General features: G+C 53.3%; 18 protein-coding genes. 9 read left to right on the forward strand and 9 right to left on the reverse strand.

The features are described 5' to 3' along the window. Positions 1-104: 104 nt before the first annotated feature. The 5 genes from AC2FFH_RS19555 to xylF form a co-directional block, all read right to left on the reverse strand. Positions 105-332, reverse strand: a complete 228-nt coding sequence (locus AC2FFH_RS19555; RefSeq protein ID WP_496845145.1) for a hypothetical protein — start codon at positions 330-332, stop codon at positions 105-107. Between the two features lie 680 nt (positions 333-1,012). Then, positions 1,013-2,320 carry a xylose isomerase gene (xylA, locus tag AC2FFH_RS19560; protein WP_496769336.1) on the reverse strand — a complete coding sequence of 436 codons (1,308 nt, stop codon included), beginning with the start codon at positions 2,318-2,320 and terminating at the stop codon, positions 1,013-1,015. Positions 2,321-2,328: 8 nt separating this feature from the next. Next, positions 2,329-3,132 carry an ATP-binding cassette domain-containing protein gene (locus AC2FFH_RS19565; RefSeq protein WP_496738333.1) on the reverse strand — a complete coding sequence of 268 codons (804 nt, stop codon included), beginning with the start codon at positions 3,130-3,132 and terminating at the stop codon, positions 2,329-2,331. Beyond that, entirely contained in the window at positions 3,132-4,430 is a 1,299-nt protein-coding gene (locus tag AC2FFH_RS19570) for a sugar ABC transporter permease (protein WP_496725577.1), read from the reverse strand. The genes AC2FFH_RS19565 and AC2FFH_RS19570 overlap by 1 nt, the downstream gene beginning before the upstream one ends. A gap of 63 nt (positions 4,431-4,493) precedes the next feature. Beyond that, on the reverse strand, positions 4,494-5,513 hold the full coding sequence (xylF, locus tag AC2FFH_RS19575) for a D-xylose ABC transporter substrate-binding protein (RefSeq protein WP_496845146.1): 1,020 nt from the start codon (positions 5,511-5,513) through the stop codon (positions 4,494-4,496). Positions 5,514-5,664: 151 nt separating this feature from the next. On the opposite strand from xylF, the gene AC2FFH_RS19580 reads away from it, so the two are divergent. Together AC2FFH_RS19580 and AC2FFH_RS19585 are read left to right on the forward strand one after the other, a co-directional pair. Further along, entirely contained in the window at positions 5,665-6,882 is a 1,218-nt protein-coding gene (locus AC2FFH_RS19580; RefSeq protein ID WP_496845147.1) for an ROK family protein, read from the forward strand. Further along, on the forward strand, positions 6,872-8,383 hold the full coding sequence (locus AC2FFH_RS19585; RefSeq protein ID WP_496845148.1) for a CRTAC1 family protein: 1,512 nt from the start codon (positions 6,872-6,874) through the stop codon (positions 8,381-8,383). Before AC2FFH_RS19580 ends, AC2FFH_RS19585 begins: the two co-directional genes overlap by 11 nt. Here the strand turns inward: AC2FFH_RS19585 and AC2FFH_RS19590 are convergent, their stop codons facing one another. From AC2FFH_RS19590 to AC2FFH_RS19605, 4 genes are all read right to left on the reverse strand, one after another. Further along, positions 8,384-9,685 carry a cytochrome-c peroxidase gene (locus AC2FFH_RS19590; protein WP_496845149.1) on the reverse strand — a complete coding sequence of 434 codons (1,302 nt, stop codon included), beginning with the start codon at positions 9,683-9,685 and terminating at the stop codon, positions 8,384-8,386. A gap of 1 nt (position 9,686) precedes the next feature. Beyond that, entirely contained in the window at positions 9,687-10,634 is a 948-nt protein-coding gene (locus AC2FFH_RS19595) for an aldose epimerase family protein (RefSeq protein WP_282120643.1), read from the reverse strand. Then, positions 10,631-12,088, reverse strand: a complete 1,458-nt coding sequence (gene xylB / locus AC2FFH_RS19600) for a xylulokinase (protein WP_282120642.1) — start codon at positions 12,086-12,088, stop codon at positions 10,631-10,633. The genes AC2FFH_RS19595 and xylB overlap by 4 nt, the downstream gene beginning before the upstream one ends. 231 nt (positions 12,089-12,319) lie before the next feature. Continuing rightward, a complete protein-coding gene (locus AC2FFH_RS19605; protein ID WP_496769350.1) occupies positions 12,320-13,099 on the reverse strand; it encodes an MOSC domain-containing protein in 780 nt (259 codons plus the stop codon). A 386-nt stretch (positions 13,100-13,485) separates the two neighbouring features. On the opposite strand from AC2FFH_RS19605, the gene AC2FFH_RS19610 reads away from it, so the two are divergent. From AC2FFH_RS19610 to AC2FFH_RS19640, 7 genes are all read left to right on the forward strand, one after another. Beyond that, positions 13,486-14,805 (forward strand): ABC transporter substrate-binding protein, encoded by a 1,320-nt coding sequence (locus tag AC2FFH_RS19610; RefSeq protein WP_496769352.1) that lies wholly within the window; start codon positions 13,486-13,488, stop codon positions 14,803-14,805. Between the two features lie 79 nt (positions 14,806-14,884). Continuing rightward, positions 14,885-15,832 carry a carbohydrate ABC transporter permease gene (locus tag AC2FFH_RS19615; protein ID WP_496769354.1) on the forward strand — a complete coding sequence of 316 codons (948 nt, stop codon included), beginning with the start codon at positions 14,885-14,887 and terminating at the stop codon, positions 15,830-15,832. Beyond that, positions 15,829-16,767, forward strand: a complete 939-nt coding sequence (locus AC2FFH_RS19620; RefSeq protein WP_010442361.1) for a carbohydrate ABC transporter permease — start codon at positions 15,829-15,831, stop codon at positions 16,765-16,767. Before AC2FFH_RS19615 ends, AC2FFH_RS19620 begins: the two co-directional genes overlap by 4 nt. Next, positions 16,764-16,952 (forward strand): hypothetical protein, encoded by a 189-nt coding sequence (locus AC2FFH_RS19625; protein WP_058274732.1) that lies wholly within the window; start codon positions 16,764-16,766, stop codon positions 16,950-16,952. Before AC2FFH_RS19620 ends, AC2FFH_RS19625 begins: the two co-directional genes overlap by 4 nt. 2 nt (positions 16,953-16,954) lie before the next feature. Beyond that, positions 16,955-18,052 (forward strand): ABC transporter ATP-binding protein, encoded by a 1,098-nt coding sequence (locus tag AC2FFH_RS19630; RefSeq protein WP_496769356.1) that lies wholly within the window; start codon positions 16,955-16,957, stop codon positions 18,050-18,052. Next, positions 18,045-19,037, forward strand: coding sequence for an ABC transporter ATP-binding protein (locus AC2FFH_RS19635; RefSeq protein ID WP_496769358.1), 993 nt, complete (start codon positions 18,045-18,047; stop codon positions 19,035-19,037). Before AC2FFH_RS19630 ends, AC2FFH_RS19635 begins: the two co-directional genes overlap by 8 nt. 11 nt (positions 19,038-19,048) lie before the next feature. Next, a complete protein-coding gene (locus tag AC2FFH_RS19640) occupies positions 19,049-20,671 on the forward strand; it encodes a dihydroxyacetone kinase subunit DhaK (protein ID WP_496769359.1) in 1,623 nt (540 codons plus the stop codon). Positions 20,672-20,679 lie beyond the last annotated feature (8 nt).

Genomic DNA, 20,679 nt, shown 5'->3' on the forward strand with positions numbered 1-20,679 from the left:
GAACACATTACAACCTGATGAGACACTCGTTGGGTTCAAATGCACAACCCAGAATTAGAAGAATATGCGTAGAGACTTTCTCAGAAAACGTTGCGACTAGATCGTTAGATTTCCAATTGTAATGAACAATCAACGGCAGCTTTGTCTGCATAGCTGCTGTCCAAGGCTCCAAAGCACTGCATCTTTGATTTAACGTCCGCTTCCAGTGCATTGCCGCCGTCACTAAGGCCTAGTGCTGCACTAGCAGCGAAGGTCTGCTTGGTGGCCACAATTACTTTTTGAAGTTTGACAGAAGGGTTCGATCGCAAATAGCGGTAAGCCCTCTTTCCCATCACCTTCCTTTCGTGGGCCAGCGGGATTTGGACAAGCCAAACGCCCTTGGCCGTCAGGGTGAGGGCGCGGCCCTCCCCCTCGGGCAACGCTATTAGACAGGACCGTGTCCTCGGCTATGCCTGCGGGCCGCACCACCGCTATCGAATAGCATTGCTTCGCCCCCTCCCGCGTCCGCCACGTGGCAGATCGGCAGAAACAGGCAGCTTCGCTGTCTGATCTGCAAATCAGCCCAGATTTTCCAAAAGGGAAGCCAGATCAAACGAAACCCTCTGCGGGAGAATTAAAATGGGAATTTTGGGTCAGTTTAAGACGCAGAGGCCAAAATCAATTGATGTCCAACATCGGGGGTGCCTTCCGATGTCGAACGTTCACCCCGTTTCTGGTCCAACTGTGACGGTTGGGTCAGGTTCGTGTGACGTTCAATAGTAAATGTGGAACGTCACTGATATTTGACTCAATCGACGGCCAAAACCTCATTAAATCGGTCAATCACGTCATTCATTTCTGACCCAAACGTCAAGCATTTGTGACCCAAAAAGAATTGCGGCCGTTTGACCAGATCAAGGAAAGGATTTGTCTTTATGGACGGGCTATGAACAAAACCTCCCCTCGCGTCCTCAGAACCGAGGGCGGCTTGGCGTGACTTTTGACAACAGCGGAAAATACCTAAGTTTGGCAGTTAAACAAATCTGTTCAAATAATTCTCTAGTATTTCCTGGCGTCCAGATTGCGGCTCTGGGTTTATTCCGTCACTTAAAACGCGAGCGAAAATTTCATCCAGGCTGCTGCTTAACATGGACTCCGCTTTTGGAGATTTCCAACCGGAATACCGTTGCGAAAGCGCGTTTTCCAAACCTCCATCTTCAATCATTGCAGCCGCTGCTTTCAAACCGCGCGCGCATATGTCCATTCCACCGATATGAGCCGCCACCAGATCGACGGCGTCAATCGATTGTCGGCGAATTTTGGCGTCGAAATTAGTGCCACCGGTGGTAAAACCACCGGCCTTCAAGATGTAATAGTAAGCTAGGGCAACTTCCGGTGTATTGTTCGGGAATTGGTCTGTATCCCATCCAGACTGATAGTCGTTGCGGTTCATATCAATCGAACCCAGCATCCCTTCTGCGGCCGCGACCGCAATTTCATGCTCAAAGCTATGCCCAGCAAGAATCGCATGGCCCTGCTCGAGATTCAGTTTCACTTCGTTCTCCAACCCGTACTTCCTGAGAAATCCGATGCAAGTAGCTGCGTCATAGTCGTATTGGTGCTTGGAAGGCTCCTGAGGTTTCGGTTCTACAAGAATTGTACCTTTGAACCCGATCTTGTGCTTGTACTCTACGACCATGTTTAAAAATCGGCCCATGTGGTCCAGTTCGGTTTTCAGATCCGTGTTCAGCAGGGTCTCATAGCCTTCACGTCCGCCCCAAAGAACATAGTTTTCGCCGCCAAGCTTGTGGGTCGCGTCGATACAGGATTTTACTGTCGCTGCGGCGTATGCAAAAACGTCAGGGTCTGGATTAGTACTGGCGCCGGACATCCAGCGACGATGGCTAAACATATTGGCCGTACCCCAAAGAAGCTTGGTGCCTGAAACCTGCATCTTTTCACCGATGTAATTGGTGATCTCTTCCAAGGCATTGAGGTTTTCAGCAAAGTTGCCTTGCTCGGGACGGATGTCAGCGTCGTGCCAGCAAAAATAGGGTTGACCCAAAAGTTCAAACATCTCGAAAGCGATATCGGCCTTCATGCGGGCCCGTCCCATGTCGTCCTGCGGATGCCATGGGCGCTCCAGGGTGGGTCCTCCAAAGGGATCCCCCCCTTCCCATGCAAAGGAATGCCACCAGGCCACTGCAAACCTCAGATGGTCTTCCATGCGTTTACCCAAAATCACTTCATCGGGGTTGTAATGCCGGAAGGCCATTGGGTTTTGACTATCCACGCCCTCATATTGGATCCGTTCGATCCCATTGAAAAATCCGCTTGTCATACCTGACCCTATTCTGCTTTTTGCGTTGGCTGTTTGCCGAGAATGATCATCGACAAAAGGTCGTCATCAGTGACGTCTGCGATATCGACCGTGCCAACCAGTTTTCCGTTCTTCATGACCGATGCGCGGTCGCACAGTTCCATGACGGCATGCACGTCATGATCGATCAGGAATATCCCAATGCCTTGCGCCTTTAGCTGGTGGATCAAATCCGCCACCATCTGAGTTTCATGCGGCCCAAGCGCTGCTGTCGGCTCATCCATGATCAAAATACGTGCGTTGAAGTAGACAGCCCGAGCGATCGCCACTGATTGTCTTTGCCCCCCTGACAAGGCGGAAACCGGATCATTGAACTTCTGAAAGTTCGGGTTGAGCTGCGCCATGATTTTTCGGCACTCGGCCTCCATGGCTGCGTCGTTGACCAAACCAAAAGGCGTCGTCATCTCGCGCCCCAGGAACAGGTTTGATGTCGCGTCCAGATTGTCGGCCAAGGCGAGCGTCTGATATATCGTTTCGATATTGTTTGCCCGGGCGTCACGGGGATTGCCAATCTCGACCGGCTTGCCATCGATCAGGATCTCGCCGTGATCCATCTGATAGGCACCGGACAATACTTTGATCAACGTGGACTTTCCGGCCCCGTTATGGCCAAGTAGACCAACGACTTCACCCGGATAGAGATCGACCGACACATGGTCGACGGCCTTGACCCCACCAAAGGAAATCGAGATGTCGCGCATCTCGACCAACGGCGGCGCGCCTGAACCGCGCCCGGTGCCGGAAGGTTTTTTCTGCATATCCTGTGCTTGCATCATTTTGCCCCCAGTCGTTTGCGATAAACGATGTCGATATAGACAGCCAACACGAGGACGCTGCCGACCACGATGTTCTGAAACGGCGCGTCAACGCCAACCATTGCCATGCCCGATTGCAGCGCCTGCATGATCAATGCGCCAAGGATCGCGCCATAGATAGTGCCGATGCCGCCGGACAATGCGGTTCCTCCTATCACTGCAGCGGCGATGACGCGCAGTTCGTCCAGCGTGCCAATGTCGTTTGAGTGGTTTGCCAGACGCGCCGAGGCGACCACAGCAGAAACGGCGCACAGGAAGCCCATAAGCGCAAAAATCTTCACGGTCAGCAGCCGAGTATTGATGCCAGAAAGCTCTGCCGCATCCGGGTTTCCGCCGGTGGCAAAGATGTAGCGTCCAAACCGGGTTTTTCGCGCCACAATTGTCAGCGTGACTGCCACGATAATCAGAATGAGGACAGAAATCGGTATGCCGTATCCTACAACCAGCCCCTCTGGCATTGTCTCGCCGCGCGCTTCGAACATACGTTGCAGCCGGCGCGTCGGAATGGCGTAGCTGTTTACGATGTAAACGTACCCAAGGATAGCAATTGCGATTATCCCGGCCAGAGTGGCCTCGGCCCAAACAGGTTTTACCGGGAAACCATGTGACGCTTTTGCGCGGCGACCACTCCACAACGCCCAGATCGCGATCGCGGTGGCGAACAACCCAAACAGCCAGCTTGTCGACGTGCCCAGTGTTCCGTTGGTCCCGCCAAACATCAGGAATGTACTATCCAGAGGACCAATTGTCTGGCCGCTGGTCAGATACCACGCCACGTTTCTCCACACCAGAAATCCACCAAGCGTGACGATGAAGGCTGGTATCGTCAGATAGCCGACCATCCAGCCATGAAACGCACCAATCAGTGTGCCGACAAACAGGCCAACAACAATTGTGATCGCCCAGGTTGCCGGATTGTTCAAACCCATCCCAAGTATTTGCGGCAAAAGCTCGGTTTGCGTCATAGCCATCACGGCCGAGGTTGTTGCCAGCAGCGCTCCTACCGACAAGTCGATGTGGCGAGTGACGATAATGAACACCATTCCGCACGCCATAATGGCCACTGAAACCGTCTGGATGGAGAGGTTGAACAGGTTCCGAGGCGTCAAGAACCGTCCGTCCGTGAAGATGTTGAACCCGATACACAGGATGACAAATGCGCCGATCATTCCTAAAAGCCGCATATCCAGTTCCAGTTGCTGGAACAGGCTGGGTTTCGCTTTTTCAGGTATCGGCTGAGACGAAGTTTCGGTCATTTCCGATCTTTCATATTCAGCATTTGCCCCAGGCCCAGACTAAGAGGCCTAGGGCTGAGTGGTTTAGTTACAAGGGGCAGGTCCGTTTTCAACGCCCTGGCAAAGATCTTCCAGCGGGATCCATCCGGCATCAACAACCACGGACAAGTTGTCCTTAGTGATTGGAACAGGCGCTAGGAAAACCGAGTTCATCTCGGTTCCACCTGGTGACGTCCAGCTCACTGCACCTTCGACATCAGCAGGGCTTGTCCCACCGCTCAACGCAACAGCAATTTCGCCAGCGGCCTTTCCAAGTTCGCGAGCATCCTTCCAAACCGAAACCGTCTGAGTTCCCAATGCGACACGGTTCAATGCTGCGTGGTCGCCGTCCTGACCGGAAACCGGAATGCCTTCCATGCCCTGCGCGGTAAGCGCAGCAACAACACCGCCTGCAGTACCGTCATTCGACGCAACGACTGCATCCACGTTGTTCTCGTTCGCGGTCAGGATTTGTTCCATGTTCCGCTGGGCGTTCGCGGGCAACCAGCCATCGGTATAGGCTTCACCAACGATTACGATGTCACCGCTGTCCACTGCTGCTCCGATAATTTCCTGTTGTCCACCCCGCAAGAAATCTGCGTTCGGATCAGTAGGAGAGCCCTTGATCATCACGTAGTTGCCTTTGGGCATGGCCTCAAAGACAGCCCGAGCCTGCATTCTGCCGACTTCCACATTGTCGAAAGTCAGATAGAACGCACGGCCATCCTCAATCAGGCGATCATAAGCAATGACCGGAATACCTTCGTCAGCCGCAGCCTGAACAGCCGGTCCGATTGCTTGCGCGTCTTGGGCCAAAATAATAAGCGCGTCTACACCTTGGGCGATCAGGCTTTCGATGTCCGATAGCTGCTTTGCGGAAGACGATTGCGCGTCCGCCGAGATGTACTCGGCACCCCCTGCTTCAAGCGCCGATTTAATAGCCGCCTCATCCGTTTTCCAACGCTCTTCCTGAAAGTTCGACCAGCTTACGCCAATTACTGGCTCTGCGAATGCGGTCGAAGCCAACAAAGTGGCCACAGCCGAAAAGCTGAGAATTCTCTTCATGATTTCCTCCCATTTGCCGAGCCATCGCATTTCGATTCGCGGCTCTCACAAATTTGAATACCATATTTATTTCAGCCAGTAAAATATTTACTCTACAAGAGGCAGGCAAATTCAAATAGATTGGACCAACAGCAAGATTCGCGAGGACAAGATGCTGAAAAGCAAAGCCTCTCCGGTTTCTTTGGAACAAAGAAATACGACCCGCCTGCGGGTATTGGAGCACATCAGAGCCAAAGGGTCCGTCTCGCGGATCGATATTGCATCCGCCTTGCAAACCAGCCCTGCGACCGTCACCGCTGCCACGGCTGATCTCATCTCGGCCGGGCTAGTCAAAGAGACTGAAAGCCAGGCACAGTCCAAGTCGGGGAAGAGAGGCAGACCCAGAGTATTGCTGCAATTGGACGGCCAGATGTATCTTGTAGCCGGTCTCAAGGTGGCTCGGCAAGTGATCTCGGTTATCTTGGTCGACTTTGAAGGAAACGAAGTCGCATCCCATAAATATGCTTTGGATCACGCCAGGATGTCGCCGCAAGAATTTGTATCGGCGATCCGCGAAGCTCTTGAAGAAACCTGCAATCAGATCGATCGTTCTGTCGCTCATTTGGCAGGTGTTTCTATCGGGGTGGCTGGACTGGTCGATGCAAACAAGAATTTTGTGCACTGGTCTTCTTCGATTACTAAGCGAAACATTGATTTTAGCCACTTGCTTTCAAATGCGCTGCCCTGCCCCGCATTCGTCGACAACGACGCCAATCTTGTCGCCAAGGCCGAACAGCTTTTTGGCTTGGGCAAGGGTTTAAAGAACTTCCTCGTTGTTACGATCGAACACGGTGTTGGCCTTGGCATCGTATTGGACGGCAAACTATACCGCGGAGAACGAGGTTGCGGCGCTGAGTTTGGGCACACCAAAGTTCAACTTGACGGGGCCCTATGCCAATGCGGGCAACGCGGGTGTCTAGAAGCCTATGTGGGCGACTATGCTTTGATCCGCGAGATGACGGTAACTGGTCATACCAACGACATGGACTCCATTTCCGACATTCATGACCGCGCCAACTCGGGTGACGCCAGAGCTTCGTCGGTGCTTGCCCGCGCAGGTCAGATGTTTGGCCTCGGGATTTCCAACCTGATCAACTTGTATGACCCAGAGTGCATTATCGTCTCGGGGGCACAAATGAGCTTTGAGCATTTGTGTTCCAACGAAGTTATGACCCGCATTCAAAGCGGCGTTGTGAATGTCGATGCACCTTTACCCCAGATCAAAGTTCATCACTGGGGTGACATGATGTGGGCCAAGGGGGCGGCAGCCTATGGAATTGAACAAATCTCAATTCTCAAGGTCAAGGAGCTGACGTCGAATGCGTCTTGAGTTTGCGATATTTGCGACTCTGGGCACAGTTGCGAATGCGGGCGCTGTTATTCCCCAGTTTACAAATGTGGAAGTACCAAAACATGTCTATGATGGCGGGTGGGAGCATTTTGTCGGCGGTGGTGTGGCCGTTTTCGATTGCAATGGGGACTCGCTGCCAGAACTCTTTTTGGCTGGCGGTTCCAACCGATCTCAACTGTTCATCAATACCTCGAAGGAACAGATAGCATTTCAGGCAAAGACGCCTGAAGATCTTTCGCTGGCCGGTGTGACCGGCGCCTACCCTCTCGACTTTGATAGCGACGGGTTAGTAGATCTGGCGATTTTGCGTGTTGGCCCAGACCTGCTTCTTCGGGGCCATCCCGACTGCCAATTCAGCCCTTTTACTGAACTCGGGTTTCAGTCCGAGGATCACTGGACCACAGGGTTCTCGGCAACATGGGAAAGCGGGCAAGCTTTACCGACCTTGGCGTTTGGCACCTATGTTGATCGGTTTGATCCCGAAGGTCCCTTTGAATCCTGCGGCCCAACCCTTTTGTACCGTCCAGAAGGCGACTCGTATCGTGAGCCGCTGCATCTTGAGCCCGGCTACTGCTCACTTTCCATTTTGTTTTCGGACTGGGCCCGAACTGGCCGCGCAGATCTTCGCGTCAGCAACGACCGCCACTACTATGTTCGCGGCGGTCACGAGCAGTTATGGGCGATGGAACCTGAGCCTCGGCAATACTCAGAAGGCGAAGGCTGGCTTCCATTTTCGATCTGGGGAATGGGGATCGCCTCTCGGGACCTTACAGGAGATGGATTTCCCGAAGTTTATCTGACCTCTATGGGTGACCAGAAACTCCAGATTTTTGACCCAGTGACAAACGGCCCGACCTGGCGCGATGCAACTTACGAAAAGGGTACGACCGCTCATAGACCGCATATCGGCGGAGACGGAAGGCCATCCACCGGGTGGCACGCACAGTTTGGCGACGTCAACAACGACGGCCGGGACGATATATTCGTGGCCAAGGGAAACGTAGAACAGATGCCCGATGCGGCTCTGAACGACCCCAATAACCTACTACTACAGAACTCCGACGGTCAGTTTATTGAAGCTGCAGCAGATGCCGACATCGCTTCGATGACTAAATCACGCGGCGCGGCCCTTGCCGACCTAAACAATGACGGTCAGTTGGATCTTGTTGTCGTCAACCGAGGTTCTGAGCTCGAAGTCAGCCAGAACTCTTCTCAGAGTGGCAACTGGCTATTGATTGATGTCACTCAGGATCAATCCAATCAATCAGCAATTGGTGGATTTATTGAAGTCAAAACCTCGCTGGGCGTTCAGACCCGCGAGCTCACAATCGGCGGCGGTCACGCTGGTGGTATCGCTGGGTTTCAGCATTTTGGACTTGGGAGTGAGGACCAGGTGCAGGTTCGTATGATCTGGCCGGATGGATCGAAAGGCGAGTGGTTGGACTATCAGCCCAACCAAATCATACGTCTTTACCGCTGATTACTTGTCGACCGGCAACCCGCTTGGAACTTGGTCGGGCACACCTAGCCGCTCTGCCGGGTCTTCAAGGCTTGCCAGAAATCTGAGAAGAGCGTCGATTTCCTGATCCGTCAGGCTTATTTTCGACAAGCCGTTGCTTTGGGCAATCGCCTCCACGTGCTGATGGTCCGACATTGCCCTTTGATCTTTGGGGCCCGGGAAGTCCGGCAATGCGGCCAACTCGATCGAGTAGTTTTCCAACGACGAAACCGCGTCCAGATGATGCCGTACGATGTCCTCAAGTTCGGCAAAAGCTCCGTTGTGTCCGTAAGGAGCTGTCAGTGTCACGTTACGCAAAGATGGCGTGCGGAAAGCAAACGCGTCGTCGGGATCACCGGTCACGCGAAGACGCCCGTCGTCCCTGACATGGTTTTCAAATCGCGCCGCCTTTCCCGGGCCGATCTGCGGCATTGCGATCGAATGAAACTTGTGATCCGTCTGAAACCAGCCCGAATGGCAGTTGCTGCAGCCAGCCTTTCCATAGAACAGGCCCATGCCAATTTCGGCCTCTTCTGACAATTCAGCCTCACCTCGCATCGCACGATCGAAGAGGCTGTTATCCGCGCGCCACTCGAACGCGATGAAGTCTGCGATTACGTTGGCAATTGCCGTGAACGTAACTCCATCATCCGGCGCTATATCCTCAAACCTCTGCTCGTACTCTGGAATGGCCGCAACACGTTCTGCAATCAGATCCCACGCACCGCCTTGCTGTGTAAGAAAGCCAAGGCGAACCGACTTGCTCACATCATTCTCAGAATAGTGACCCGCCATTTCGTCTGGCGACAAAACCGGGAACATGGCCTGTGCGGCCAGCGCTGAATTGAAACCAGACCGCATATGAGTACCCAACGGTGTTCTGATACCATCAGGTTGCGTTGGGTCTGCCTCTAGTCGCCCATCATGGAAAAACGTCGTGAACTCAGTGGCCCCGAGGTTCCAAAGCCCTGGTGAGTTTCGAGGAATACGTTGTTCCGGGGTATTCCCTGGGTCCAATGTCCGCTCTGGACCCAACCCAATTCCCCCTTCCCCTATACCAAGGGAAACACCGTCGGACGTGCCAAGCCTGGGATGATGACAGGTCGCGCAGCTGATATTCCTGTTGCCAGACAAGATCGGGTCATAGAACAGCAAACGCCCCAGCTCAGCACTTGCAAAGTCGGGTTCGAGGAACTCCGGCAGAGAACCAAGCGATTGGGCACGCGCACCACCCACCGCTGAGATTGTTGAGCCGACAATCAAGAATAGCGAAACTGCTCTCATGTCATTCCTCAGAAACTTCTAGAATAAGTTCCTGCCGATACGGATACTCCGGAGTATAGATGATTGAAGGAAACGACGAGATATTCGGTGCGTTGGGGTAACCCGATGGCTCGATACACACACCACGCGAAGTGCGCCGCAGTTTTGTCAGCTCATAGCCCGAATACACCTGTGCTCCCGGTTGGTCAGAGTAGACTGTCAACGCAAGGCCAGAAGGTGAAGTGAGTTCCGCCACCGGAGCCTTTGGGCCGCGATCATGATCAAAGCAAAAATAATGATCGATCCCTTCGGGAGCACTGCCAATCGTTTTGGGCTTTGAAAAATCCAACGCTTTGTCGGTGGTCGCAAGCACCCTGCCCGACGGGATACCCTGATCGTCGATTTTCAGATACCGATTTGAAGCGAGTCTAAGCTTGTGCCGATCTACGCCTTCCGAGGCGCCCAAAGTGTAGAAATTGTGTTGCGCAATGCTTATTGGCGTCGGCCGGTCAGGTTGTGCAGCTATTGAATATACCAAGCGTGGACCCAGCAGGCATATCCTGACCTCGAACCTGATCTCACCCGGAAAGCCGCCCTCACCGTCGCGAGAAACATAGCTCAGAAAGACTTCGTTCTGTGCAATCGGTTCGAGTTCCCAAAACTGTTTAGACAGCCCATCGTCCCCGCCATGAAGTGTGTTTTTGCCCTCGTTGGCGTTCAGCTCAAAACTGGCGCCATCCAAGTCAAACGTCGCGCCGCTGATCCGGTTGGCAACACGCCCTACAATTGCGCCCAGGTAACGCGTATCGGTGAGATACTCATTTGGGTCCTCGAACCCAAGGATGAGCGGGACGTCCTTGTACCACCAACCCTGCGTGATTGCCCCATAGTTCAGGACCGAAACACGCATACTTCCATCGGTAAGAATAGCAGTTTCAATCTGATGGGGCTTACCCGTTTCTGGTTTCATCTTACCGCCAGCGGCGCAAGCGCCTCATAGAATTGCTTATATCTCCGGTATTCATTTTCGTAGACGTCAATCAGATCGCCGCGTGGTTCGATGCGTTCCTGAATATCCGGCGGTGTCATGACTTGCGCCGGCTCAGCGCCGTTGGCAGCACATATCGCGAGGCGCGCAGCGCCCAAAGCGGCACCGAATTCGCTGCCTTTTGGCAAATCCAGTGGAACTTGCAAAACAGTAGCCAAGGTTTCCAGCCAGAACCGAGATCGTGCTCCTCCCCCCACTGCCATAAGGCTATTTGGCTGGGTTCCGGTGCTCTTCAGTGCTTCTAGGCAATCTCTCATTCCAAAGGAAACACCCTCCATTACGGACTGGGTCAACTCAGCTGGTTCCGACGAGATGTCCACGCCCAAAAACGCGCCTCGAATATGGCTATTGTTATGCGGCGTCCGTTCTCCTGACAGATATGGCAGGAAGGTGATCGCTGTAGGTCCATTCAGTTTTTCAGGCATAGCTGAAGCGAGTCTTTCCACGGGTTCGCCCAGATTGCGAGCAAGCCAGTTCATGCTGTTCGTTGCTGAAAGCATAACACCCATTTGTATCCACCGATCAGGAACCGCATGACAAAAACAGTGCACGGCTGTTTCCGGATCAGGAGCATAGGCTTCCCGCGCAACAAGCAATACGCCAGACGTTCCGAGTGAGACAAAACCGGTGCCGTCGTTGATGCTCCCGATCCCGCAGGCAGCGGCAGCATTGTCGCCAGCACCTCCAGCCACGACAACCGGATTCGAAAGCCCCCACTCCTGCCTCAATCGGGTCTTCAACTCTCCACCCGGATCACTGCCTTCGACCAAGCGCGGCATCTGCTCGACACGCATGTGACCTATGGCTAGCGCCTTTTCTGACCACTGCCGAGTGTCAACGTCCAGCCAGGATGTTCCTGCGCCGTCAGACATGTCTGAAACATATTCGCCAGCCAGCCAAAACCGCAAATAATCTTTCGGCAGCAATACCTTGCCGACCTTTGAGAACACATCCGGCTCATTCGCACGCAACCATTCGAGTTTCGGCGCCGTAAACCCCGGGAATACGATGTTTCCCGATATTGCGCGCATCTCTGGTGTTTGATCTAGTGTCCCCGCTTCGTCGGCTGACCGAGTATCGTTCCAAAGAATACAGGGCCTCAATACTTCGCCATCATGATCCAGTAGTGTAGCGCCGTGCATGTGTCCGCTTAGGCCAATACCTCGCAATTTTGAGAATGCTTGCTGGTTGCCAATGCGAAGCTTCCCAACAACCTCTTCGCAAGCGTTGGTCCAATCCAAAGGATCCTGCTCAGACCAGCCAGGCTTAGGCGTCGAAGTGGAAATGCTGACTTCGGCATCACCGACAACGTGTCCTGTGTCATCTACCAGAATCCCGCGGAGACCTGACGTTCCCAAATCTAAGCCCAGATACATTGAGCACCACCCGCCTATATATTTTAATGATTAAAATTATTTGAAACAGGGATCTTGTCAAGGCTCCGTCAAAGGAGTGCCCTCCAATCGTATCTGGATCAGAAAGCACGAACGCGACAACCTTCGATACCCAGGATAGCCAAAAGAAAGACAGAGCAAGAGTTGAGTTTAATCGTTTGACCGAATATGGCTCAAACCTCTTAGAAAAACCACTTTGCCAGGAGGCAAGGTTTAAGCGAGTATTTCCCCAGTTTGACCGACCGTTAGCGTTCCACCATTAACCACTTCGACATAAACGCCCATATCCATATGGCCCATCAATTTCCGAATAAGGTAGGGTATATTCAAGTCGCGCTCGGCCGTTTTCGGGTTCACTTCAGTTGCTGCACACCTTTTCGTGCGTGAGAGTATCTTCAACTCGACATCGCCAAATCTTAAAACTGATCCAACTGCATCCAGCTCAGCAAACGAAGGTAAACCGTCTATCTCAATATTCGCTCGGAAGCGCGCCGGGTGGATTTCCGCGTTCAGTAGTTCGCCCAACTTTTTCACAGAGGTCAGATTCAAAACGGATATCGCGTTCATCATTTGCGTTGATACGACAGATACATCTGTAAACCTATGAGGAGCAGAGGAGACAAACTTTGGCAGCTCTGGATCTTTTAAATCGATCTCTGAAGAAAGGTACTCTGCCGCACTCCTCCTATCTTCAGACTCTCGCATGTCAAAGCGTCGTGTCTTTCCATTCGCATTGATCTCAAGTGCCTGGGACTCAATTTCAAAACCGGTCTGAATGCCTGCCAGTGCAGCCTCGTTCAACAAAACGACAAAACGATCTTTCGGCAGTGGCATTGGGTTCTGCATGTCGAAACCGGAGTTGTAGCGAGCAAATCCGAACAGGCGATCGCCCGGAATGCCCCCTCCTGCTCGCAGCGCCACAGTTCGCATAGGCTCGGAACTCAAGCCTTTTATTGGGTAGCGGTTCAATCGGACGATGGAGAGATTGTTCATACGTCTGCACCTGACCACAAAGAGTTATGCACGGTCCCGAGTTGTCCACGCTATTTGAAGTTATCTCGAGTGCTCAAAGGCGTCGACCAAGTAATCTTTGAGCGCTTCAGAAGCGGGTTCGCTGAACCTGTTGGCCGCATGACGGCTGCGCCCATTTAAGTCGATATGACCATACAATACCTCGCTGCCGAAAATACATGCGCATCAAGTCCAAAGAATAATTTCTTTAGGAATCAATGACTAAGAGACAAAATTGGCGATCTCTTTCGGGTTTATGAGGTACGAACCTCAAAATTTTCTGGACTTGAGGTGCGTACCTCAAATAGCCTTGGAGGTATGCCGCGATTCGCACATCCTCGATTGACGGCGAAAAAAGGGAGGAATGGATGACTTACACAAAACTGGCTTCGGTCAGCGCAATAGTCCTTGCCGCTACTACTCTTTCTACCAAGGCAAATGCTGAAGATCTGACACTATGTTGGGCGGCATGGGACCCGGCCAACGCGCTTGTCGAACTATCAAAGGAATTCGAAGCAGAATCCGGCCACACAATGAATTTCGAATTTGTTCCTTGGCCAAATTTTGCGGACAGGATGCTGAACGAACTGAACTCCGGCGGTAAGCTCTGCGACCTGCTGATTGGTGACAGCCAATGGATCGGCGGTGGCGCTGAGAATGGCCACTATGTCCAGCTGAACGACTTCTTCGATGCTGAAAGCATAAGCATGGACGATTTCGCACCTGCAACAGTTTACGCTTATTCGACCTGGCCCAAGGGTACACCAAATTACTACGCGCTTCCCGCGATGGGCGATGCGAATGGTTGGTTCTACCGCAAGGATTGGTTCGAAAACCCTGAAATCCAAGCCGCGTACAAAGAAGCGACTGGTCAGGACCTACGCGAGCCTCAGTCTCAGAAAGAGTTGTTGCAGATCGCACAGTTCTTCCAAGGTCGTGAAATCGACGGCAAGACTGTGTATGGGGCTGCAATCTTTACCGAGCGCGGCTCGGAAGGGATCACCATGGGTGTCACTGGGGCCCTGTATCCGTGGGGTTTCAAATACGAAAACACTCCTGGATCATATGATATGGAAGGTGCTGTAAACTCACCGGAAGCGGTTGAGGCTCTGGAGTTCTATAAAGAGTTCTACAAAACGGCGACGCCTCCGGGATACACGAACTCTTACATGGGTGAGAGCTTGGATGCATTTAAATCCGGTCAGGTCGCCATGGCTATGAACTGGTTCGCGTTCTTCCCGGGTCTTTATGCCGATCCCAATACCGGTGGTGACAAGATCGACTTCTTCGTGAACCCACCACAAAATCAGGCAGGCTCGACACTGGGCGGACAAGGTATTTCTGTTGTCAGCTACTCTGACAAACAGGACGCCGCGCTTGAGTACATAAAGTGGTTCGCGCAGCCGGAAGTTCAGGCCAAATGGTGGGAACTTGGCGGTTACTCGGCACATAACTCGGTGCTTGGAGATCCTGGTTTCGTGGACAGCCAACCGTTTGCCGGTGATTTCCTAGAAGCAATGGGTGGGGTGCAGGATTTCTGGCAAGAGCCTGCCTATGCGGAACTCCTGTTGGCAATGCAGAAACGCATCCACGACTACGTGGTTGCCGACCAAGGGACAGCTCAAGAAGCGCTTGATCTTTTGATCGAAGATTGGACGGAAGTCTTCGAAGACGAAGGCAAGCTGTAACCCGGACGCAGGCAGGAGCGGGTGCGAACCCGCTCCACCTTCTCCCGTGAGTCGTAAACCAACAAGAACTGGCAAAGAGATGTCTGACAGGACCGTAGATCGCGTTGCGCAGGCAACGCCCAAGCGAGTTGCGCGAAAAATTCGGGGGTTATCCGACCGCGCGATCGCCTGGATATTCATCTCCCCAACGATATTTCTACTGCTGGCGATCAATATCTTCCCGTTGATCTGGACCATCAAACTTAGCTTTACCAACTACAAGGCCAACCGGATTGGGCGTGAAGTCAAAGATGTCGGGCTCAGGAATTACGAGCGTATCCTGACCGACTCAGACACCTGGCTGAACATGCAGGCGACGGCGCATTTTCTATTCTGGACGATCTTCTTTCAGGTTCTGATCGGGTTCACTTTGGCGTGGCTGATCAACAAGAAGTTTAAGGGCAACGACCTTTGGACCACGATTATCGTATTGCCGATGATGCTGTCCCCGGCCGTTGTCGGGAACTTCTGGAAGTTCCTGTATCAGCCACAGATCGGCCTGTTCAACTACATCGTGTCGTGGTTCACCGGCAAAGAACCCTCGAGCTTTGAGATGCTTGGCTCAGTGACCCTGGCCCCGTGGGCGATCGTTATCGTTGACACCTGGATGTGGACGCCCTTCGTGATGCTGATCTGTCTGGCCGGGTTGCGCAGCATTCCCGACTATATCTACGAGGCTGCCGAGATCGACCGGGCCAGCAAGCTGCGGCAGTTCCTCACGATTACTATCCCGATGGTGTTGCCATTTCTGATGCTCGCGGTGCTGTTTCGTGGGATCGAGAACTTTAAGATGTTCGACTTAGTGGTTCAGCTCACCGGCGGAGGGCCGGGTTCTGTAACGGAACTCACCTCAATCAATCTCAAGCGGGAGGCGTTTGAGAAGTGGCGTACGGGCTATGCCTCGGCCTATGCGATCATCCTTTTCGTCACCGTGTTCGGCCTTGCGTCGATCTACGTAAAAGCCCTGAACAAGGTGAAACAGAGATGAGCAGCTTTTCCGTCACCGAACCTTCGAACCGGTCCAAGTGGATCGCAGGCTTCTTGGTCATCACTTATGCGCTGATCACGATGATCCCGTTGGTGTGGATCTTGCTGACTGGCTTCAAATCGCCAGCCGATGCGATCAGCTATCCACCCAAGGTGGTTTTTGACCCGACGCTAGAAGGCTATGTCAACCTTTTCACCACACGCACGCGACAAACGCAGGAGTTTCTGGAAGCCAACCCACCGCAGAATTGGGCCGATGAGATCGTACGCCAATATGACATGGTGATCGTTGGACCATCCAAGTTCGGTGAGCGCTTTATGAACTCGGTCATCATCGGGTTTGGATCAACGTTCCTGAGTATTTTTCTTGGCACTTTGGCGGCCTATGCCTTCAGTAGGTTCAAGGTCCCGCTCAAGGATGACCTTCTGTTCTTTATCCTCAGTACGAGGATGATGCCTCCGGTGGCGGTCGCTATTCCTATCTTCCTGATGTTCAGAAATCTTGGGCTCAGCGATACGCACTTAGGAATGATCCTGCTGTACACGGGCGTGAACATCTCTCTGGCAGTGTGGTTGCTGAAAGGATTCATCGACGAAATCCCAAGAGAGTACGAAGAAGCCGCTCTCATAGATGGCTACACACGCTTTCAGGCATTTTACAAAGTGGTGCTGCCACAAGCCGCGACCGGCATAGCCTCGACAGCTATCTTCTGCCTCATCTTCGCATGGAATGAATATGCATTTGCCGTACTGCTTACCTCAGCAAATGCGCAGACCGCGCCGCCATTCATCCCAACCATTATCGGTATCGGCGGTCTGGACTGGCCTGCCGTGGCAGCTGGAGCAACGATCTTCCTGATCCCGGTTATGATTTTCACCATCCTGATGCGCAAACACCTGCTGCGTGGGATCACATTCGGAGCCGTACGCAAATGAGCGAGTTTCTTACCGGATTGATGCGGCTTCGCCGTGGCCCATGGGAAATGGTCGCAACCATCCTTATCGCACTGGGTGTCTTCATGCTGATGCAGCCCTTTGTCCTTTGGGCTTTCACCTACTCTTTCATCGTAACGCTGATCGGAACCGTTATGTTCATCATCGTCAGCCACTTCCCGGAGTAGAAATGGCCCAGATCATAGTCAAAAACGTAAAAAAGATGTTCGGCGATTTCACGGCTGTACGCGAAAGCTCGTTCACGATTGAGGATGGTGAGTTCTTCATGCTGCTGGGGCCATCCGGTTGCGGAAAGACGACGACACTGCGGATGATCGCGGGCTTGGAACTTCCAACGTCGGGTGAAATCTACCTGGACGGTGAAGAAATCAGCCAGCGGCCACCCTCAGAGCGAGACATTGCCTTCGTGTTCCAGATGTTCGCGCTGTATCCACACATGAATGTGCGTAAGAATATCAGCTACCCTCTGATATCACAGGGTATGCCGCGCGCCGCCGTACATTCTAAAATCGAGGAAGTCGCGGGAATTCTAGGGATAAACGACATACTCGATAGCCCTGTAGGTGGACTTTCAGGCGGCGATCGGCAGCGCGTAGCGCTCGGTCGCGCGATTGTTCGTGACCCCAAGGCATTCATGATGGACGAACCTCTTGGTGCACTTGATGCAGAGTTTCGTGAACACATGGCCGAAGAACTGCGCGCGCTTCATGACCGTATGGGTGCGACCACTGTTTACGTTACACATGACCAGTTGGAAGCCATGCAAATGGGCGACAAAATCGTAGTGATGAACAATGCTGTGATCGAGCAATTCGGCACGCCTCAGGAGATTTACGACAAACCCGCTACGATGTTTGTAGCTAACTTTATCGGGTCTCCTTCGATGAACTTCTTGCCATTTCAGGGAAAGGTCGAACCTGGCACTGAAATGGTTGGCCTGAACGGGCATGACGAACCTGTTCCCAAACTGATGGAAGGGGCTGAAGGTGACTTGGTTTTTGGTGTCCGCCCCGAGCATGTTTTTCTATCGGATGCAAGCGCCTACCGGGCCAAGGTCCTGGCCGCAGAATATTTGGGAACCACCCAGATAGTGACATTGCAAAGCCCGAACGGTGAGCTGAAAGCCCGGATTGATGCACGCGAAGTCGTTAGCCCTGGCGAGACCGTGGGATTGGAGTTCCGCTCACCCGCAGTAACCCTTTTTGAAAAATCTACCGGACGCGCGTTGAGGTCCGCTCTGAACGACGAGGTGCTGAGCAATGGCTGAAGTCGTTTTGGAGAGTATCTCAAAGTCATTCGGCAATCTTAAAGCGGTGGATGATATCTCAATGACGATCCCCAACGGTGCCTTTGTGGTGTTGTTGGGCCCGACCGGCGCGGGAAAAACAACAACACTGAGATTGATATCCGGACTTGAGAAACTGGATTCAGGAACAGTGCGCATTGGCGGGCGTGACGTTGGAATAGATACACCTGCCCAGCGCGATGTGGCGATGGTCTTCCAGCAATACTCGCTGTACCCGCATATGACAGTGCGTGAAAACCTGTCTTTCCCTTTGCGTTCGCCGATCCTGAAGACGCCAGAGGATGAGATCGCCAGGAAAGTCAACGAAGTCTCGGAGATCCTCCAGATCCCACACAAGCTGGACAACAAAGCCACAGAACTGTCCGGCGGCGAAATGCAGCGGGTGTCAATTGGGCGGGCGCTGGTGCGTGACCCCCAGATATTTCTGATGGATGAACCCCTCAGTTCTTTGGACGCCAAGCTTCGGGCGGATTTGCGGGTCGAATTGAAAAGAATTCAGGCAGATCTGGGATCGACCTTGCTCTACGTGACCCATGATCAGGTCGAAGCGATGACAATGGCGACCCATATCGGCGTTTTGGAAAACGGCAAGTTGGTTCAATACGGGACACCCCGGGACATTTATGAAGACCCCGGCAGTGTATATGTCGCCAGCCGGTTGGGTCTGCCACGGATCAACATCCTGCCGTCCGAGTTGTTCAGAGGCGACCACAAAGGCCCGCAGATTGGTCTTCGCCCAGAAAACATCATCGAAGGCGAAGGCAGCGAAGCGCGTGTGATACGTGCCGAACACCTGGGGGATCAAACACGACTGCACCTGGACTTAAACGGTCACATGGTAGTGACCTTGATTGAGGTCCATCAGGACTATCCATCTGGAAAACTTATAAAAATCCGCCCACACAACCCGTTGTATTTTGACGCGTCCGGCGCGCGAGTGAATTAAGGAGCAAAAGCATGGCCCAGTTCCTCAACACAAAAGAAACACTGGTGACGGAGGCCATAGACGGTCTTCTCGCGTCATCAGGAGGACGGCTTACCCGATTGGATGGATACCCGCACATCAAGGTTGTCTACAGGTCGGATTGGGAAAAGTCGAAAGTCGCCTTGGTTTCCGGCGGCGGGTCTGGTCACGAACCTGCCCACGCAGGGTTTGTCGGCGCCGGAATGCTCACGGCAGCAATCTGCGGAGAAGTGTTCGCCTCGCCATCGGTCGAGGCGGTTTTGGCTGGCATTCTTGCGGTTACGGGCGAGGCTGGGTGCCTGCTTATTGTCAAAAATTACACCGGTGATCGATTGAACTTTGGACTGGCGGCCGAACGCGCCCGTGCGTTGGGCCGCAAAGTAGAGATGGTCGTAGTTGATGATGACATCGCCCTGCCCGACCTTCCGCAACCACGTGGCGTGGCAGGTACATTGTTCGTGCACAAAATAGCCGGAGCGCTTGCCGAAAGTGGTGCTGATCTCGACACCGTCACCGCCGCAGCAAGACGCATCATAGCCAAGGTCGTCAGCATCGGTATGAGCCTGGACACCTGTACCGTTCCTGGGTCTCCGAAAGAGGACAGGATTGCGCCCGGCAAAGCAGAGCTTGGCTTGGGCATCCACGGTGAACCCGGTGTACAGCAAGTCGAATTCTCGAATGCCGTATCGGCCATGTCCACAGTGGTGGAGAAGCTAAAGCAAAGGATGGGATCCGGGGATCGTGTGGCGCTGGTCAACAACCTTGGGTCCACAACACCGCTAGAAATGGCTGTCCTCACGCATGCCCTGTCTGAAACAAGTATCGCCCTCCATATCATCGGCCCGGCACCAATGATGACATCGCTGGATATGCACGGGTTTTCTGTTTCCATTCTGCCTGTAGATCGGGACGATTTATCGGCACTCGAGGCTCCTGTTGATCTGGCGGCTTGGCCCGGCGTCAATTCCATCGACCCGATAAAAGTAGCGCCCTTGCCTGATGGCCTGACCCCGATCGATCCAATTCCTTCGAACAACCCTGCCACAAGGGAAACGATCGCTCGTTTGTCTGAACTTCTCATCAACGCAGAGAAGAACCTGAACGAGTTGGACGCGAAATCCGGAGATGGCGATACGGGAAGCACACTCGCCACTGCCGCAAGAGCATTGCAAGGTAGCCTTGACCGCATGCCGCTTGCTGATCTGACGCAACTGTTTCCGGCACTAGGCAATGAGTTGAGCCAGACAATGGGTGGTTCTTCCGGCGTTATACTCGCAATTTTCTTCAACGCAGCTGGCGATGCCTGTGCGAGCGGGGCTTCGATACCGAAGTCTTTGGTCGTAGGCCTGAATCGCGTCAGCCAGGTTGGGGGTGCCAAGGTCGGTGACAGGACAATGATTGACGCACTGGCACCAGCACTTGCCGCACTACCATCTAGTCTGACGCATGCAGCCGAGGCTGCCCGCGAAGGCGCGAACAACACCGCAAATATTCGCCGTGCGAAGGCGGGCCGCGCGGCCTATGTTCCCGAAGAAAACCTAGTTGGACATAACGATCCCGGCGCTGAAGCTGTTGCATTGTTGTTTGAAGGCTTAGCACGGGAGATTGAGGGCTGAGGAACACG

Source organism: Ruegeria sp. YTSC003 (assembly GCF_059609785.1).

What these genes read in the sequence shown, in the direction of transcription:
- AC2FFH_RS19610 (WP_496769352.1), top strand. Translation starts at nt 13,486, where the DNA reads ATGACTTACACAAAACTGGCTTCGGTCAGCGCAATAGTCCTTGCCGCT.
- xylF (WP_496845146.1), bottom strand. Translation starts at nt 5,513, where the DNA reads ATGAAGAGAATTCTCAGCTTTTCGGCTGTGGCCACTTTGTTGGCTTCG.
- AC2FFH_RS19565 (WP_496738333.1), bottom strand. Translation starts at nt 3,132, where the DNA reads ATGCAAGCACAGGATATGCAGAAAAAACCTTCCGGCACCGGGCGCGGT.
- AC2FFH_RS19615 (WP_496769354.1), top strand. Translation starts at nt 14,885, where the DNA reads ATGTCTGACAGGACCGTAGATCGCGTTGCGCAGGCAACGCCCAAGCGA.
- AC2FFH_RS19590 (WP_496845149.1), bottom strand. Translation starts at nt 9,685, where the DNA reads ATGAGAGCAGTTTCGCTATTCTTGATTGTCGGCTCAACAATCTCAGCG.
- AC2FFH_RS19595 (WP_282120643.1), bottom strand. Translation starts at nt 10,634, where the DNA reads ATGAAACCAGAAACGGGTAAGCCCCATCAGATTGAAACTGCTATTCTT.
- AC2FFH_RS19555 (WP_496845145.1), bottom strand. Translation starts at nt 332, where the DNA reads ATGGGAAAGAGGGCTTACCGCTATTTGCGATCGAACCCTTCTGTCAAA.
- AC2FFH_RS19640 (WP_496769359.1), top strand. Translation starts at nt 19,049, where the DNA reads ATGGCCCAGTTCCTCAACACAAAAGAAACACTGGTGACGGAGGCCATA.
- AC2FFH_RS19570 (WP_496725577.1), bottom strand. Translation starts at nt 4,430, where the DNA reads ATGACCGAAACTTCGTCTCAGCCGATACCTGAAAAAGCGAAACCCAGC.
- AC2FFH_RS19625 (WP_058274732.1), top strand. Translation starts at nt 16,764, where the DNA reads ATGAGCGAGTTTCTTACCGGATTGATGCGGCTTCGCCGTGGCCCATGG.
- AC2FFH_RS19620 (WP_010442361.1), top strand. Translation starts at nt 15,829, where the DNA reads ATGAGCAGCTTTTCCGTCACCGAACCTTCGAACCGGTCCAAGTGGATC.
- AC2FFH_RS19585 (WP_496845148.1), top strand. Translation starts at nt 6,872, where the DNA reads ATGCGTCTTGAGTTTGCGATATTTGCGACTCTGGGCACAGTTGCGAAT.
- AC2FFH_RS19605 (WP_496769350.1), bottom strand. Translation starts at nt 13,099, where the DNA reads ATGAACAATCTCTCCATCGTCCGATTGAACCGCTACCCAATAAAAGGC.
- AC2FFH_RS19630 (WP_496769356.1), top strand. Translation starts at nt 16,955, where the DNA reads ATGGCCCAGATCATAGTCAAAAACGTAAAAAAGATGTTCGGCGATTTC.
- AC2FFH_RS19635 (WP_496769358.1), top strand. Translation starts at nt 18,045, where the DNA reads ATGGCTGAAGTCGTTTTGGAGAGTATCTCAAAGTCATTCGGCAATCTT.
- xylA (WP_496769336.1), bottom strand. Translation starts at nt 2,320, where the DNA reads ATGACAAGCGGATTTTTCAATGGGATCGAACGGATCCAATATGAGGGC.
- xylB (WP_282120642.1), bottom strand. Translation starts at nt 12,088, where the DNA reads ATGTATCTGGGCTTAGATTTGGGAACGTCAGGTCTCCGCGGGATTCTG.
- AC2FFH_RS19580 (WP_496845147.1), top strand. Translation starts at nt 5,665, where the DNA reads ATGCTGAAAAGCAAAGCCTCTCCGGTTTCTTTGGAACAAAGAAATACG.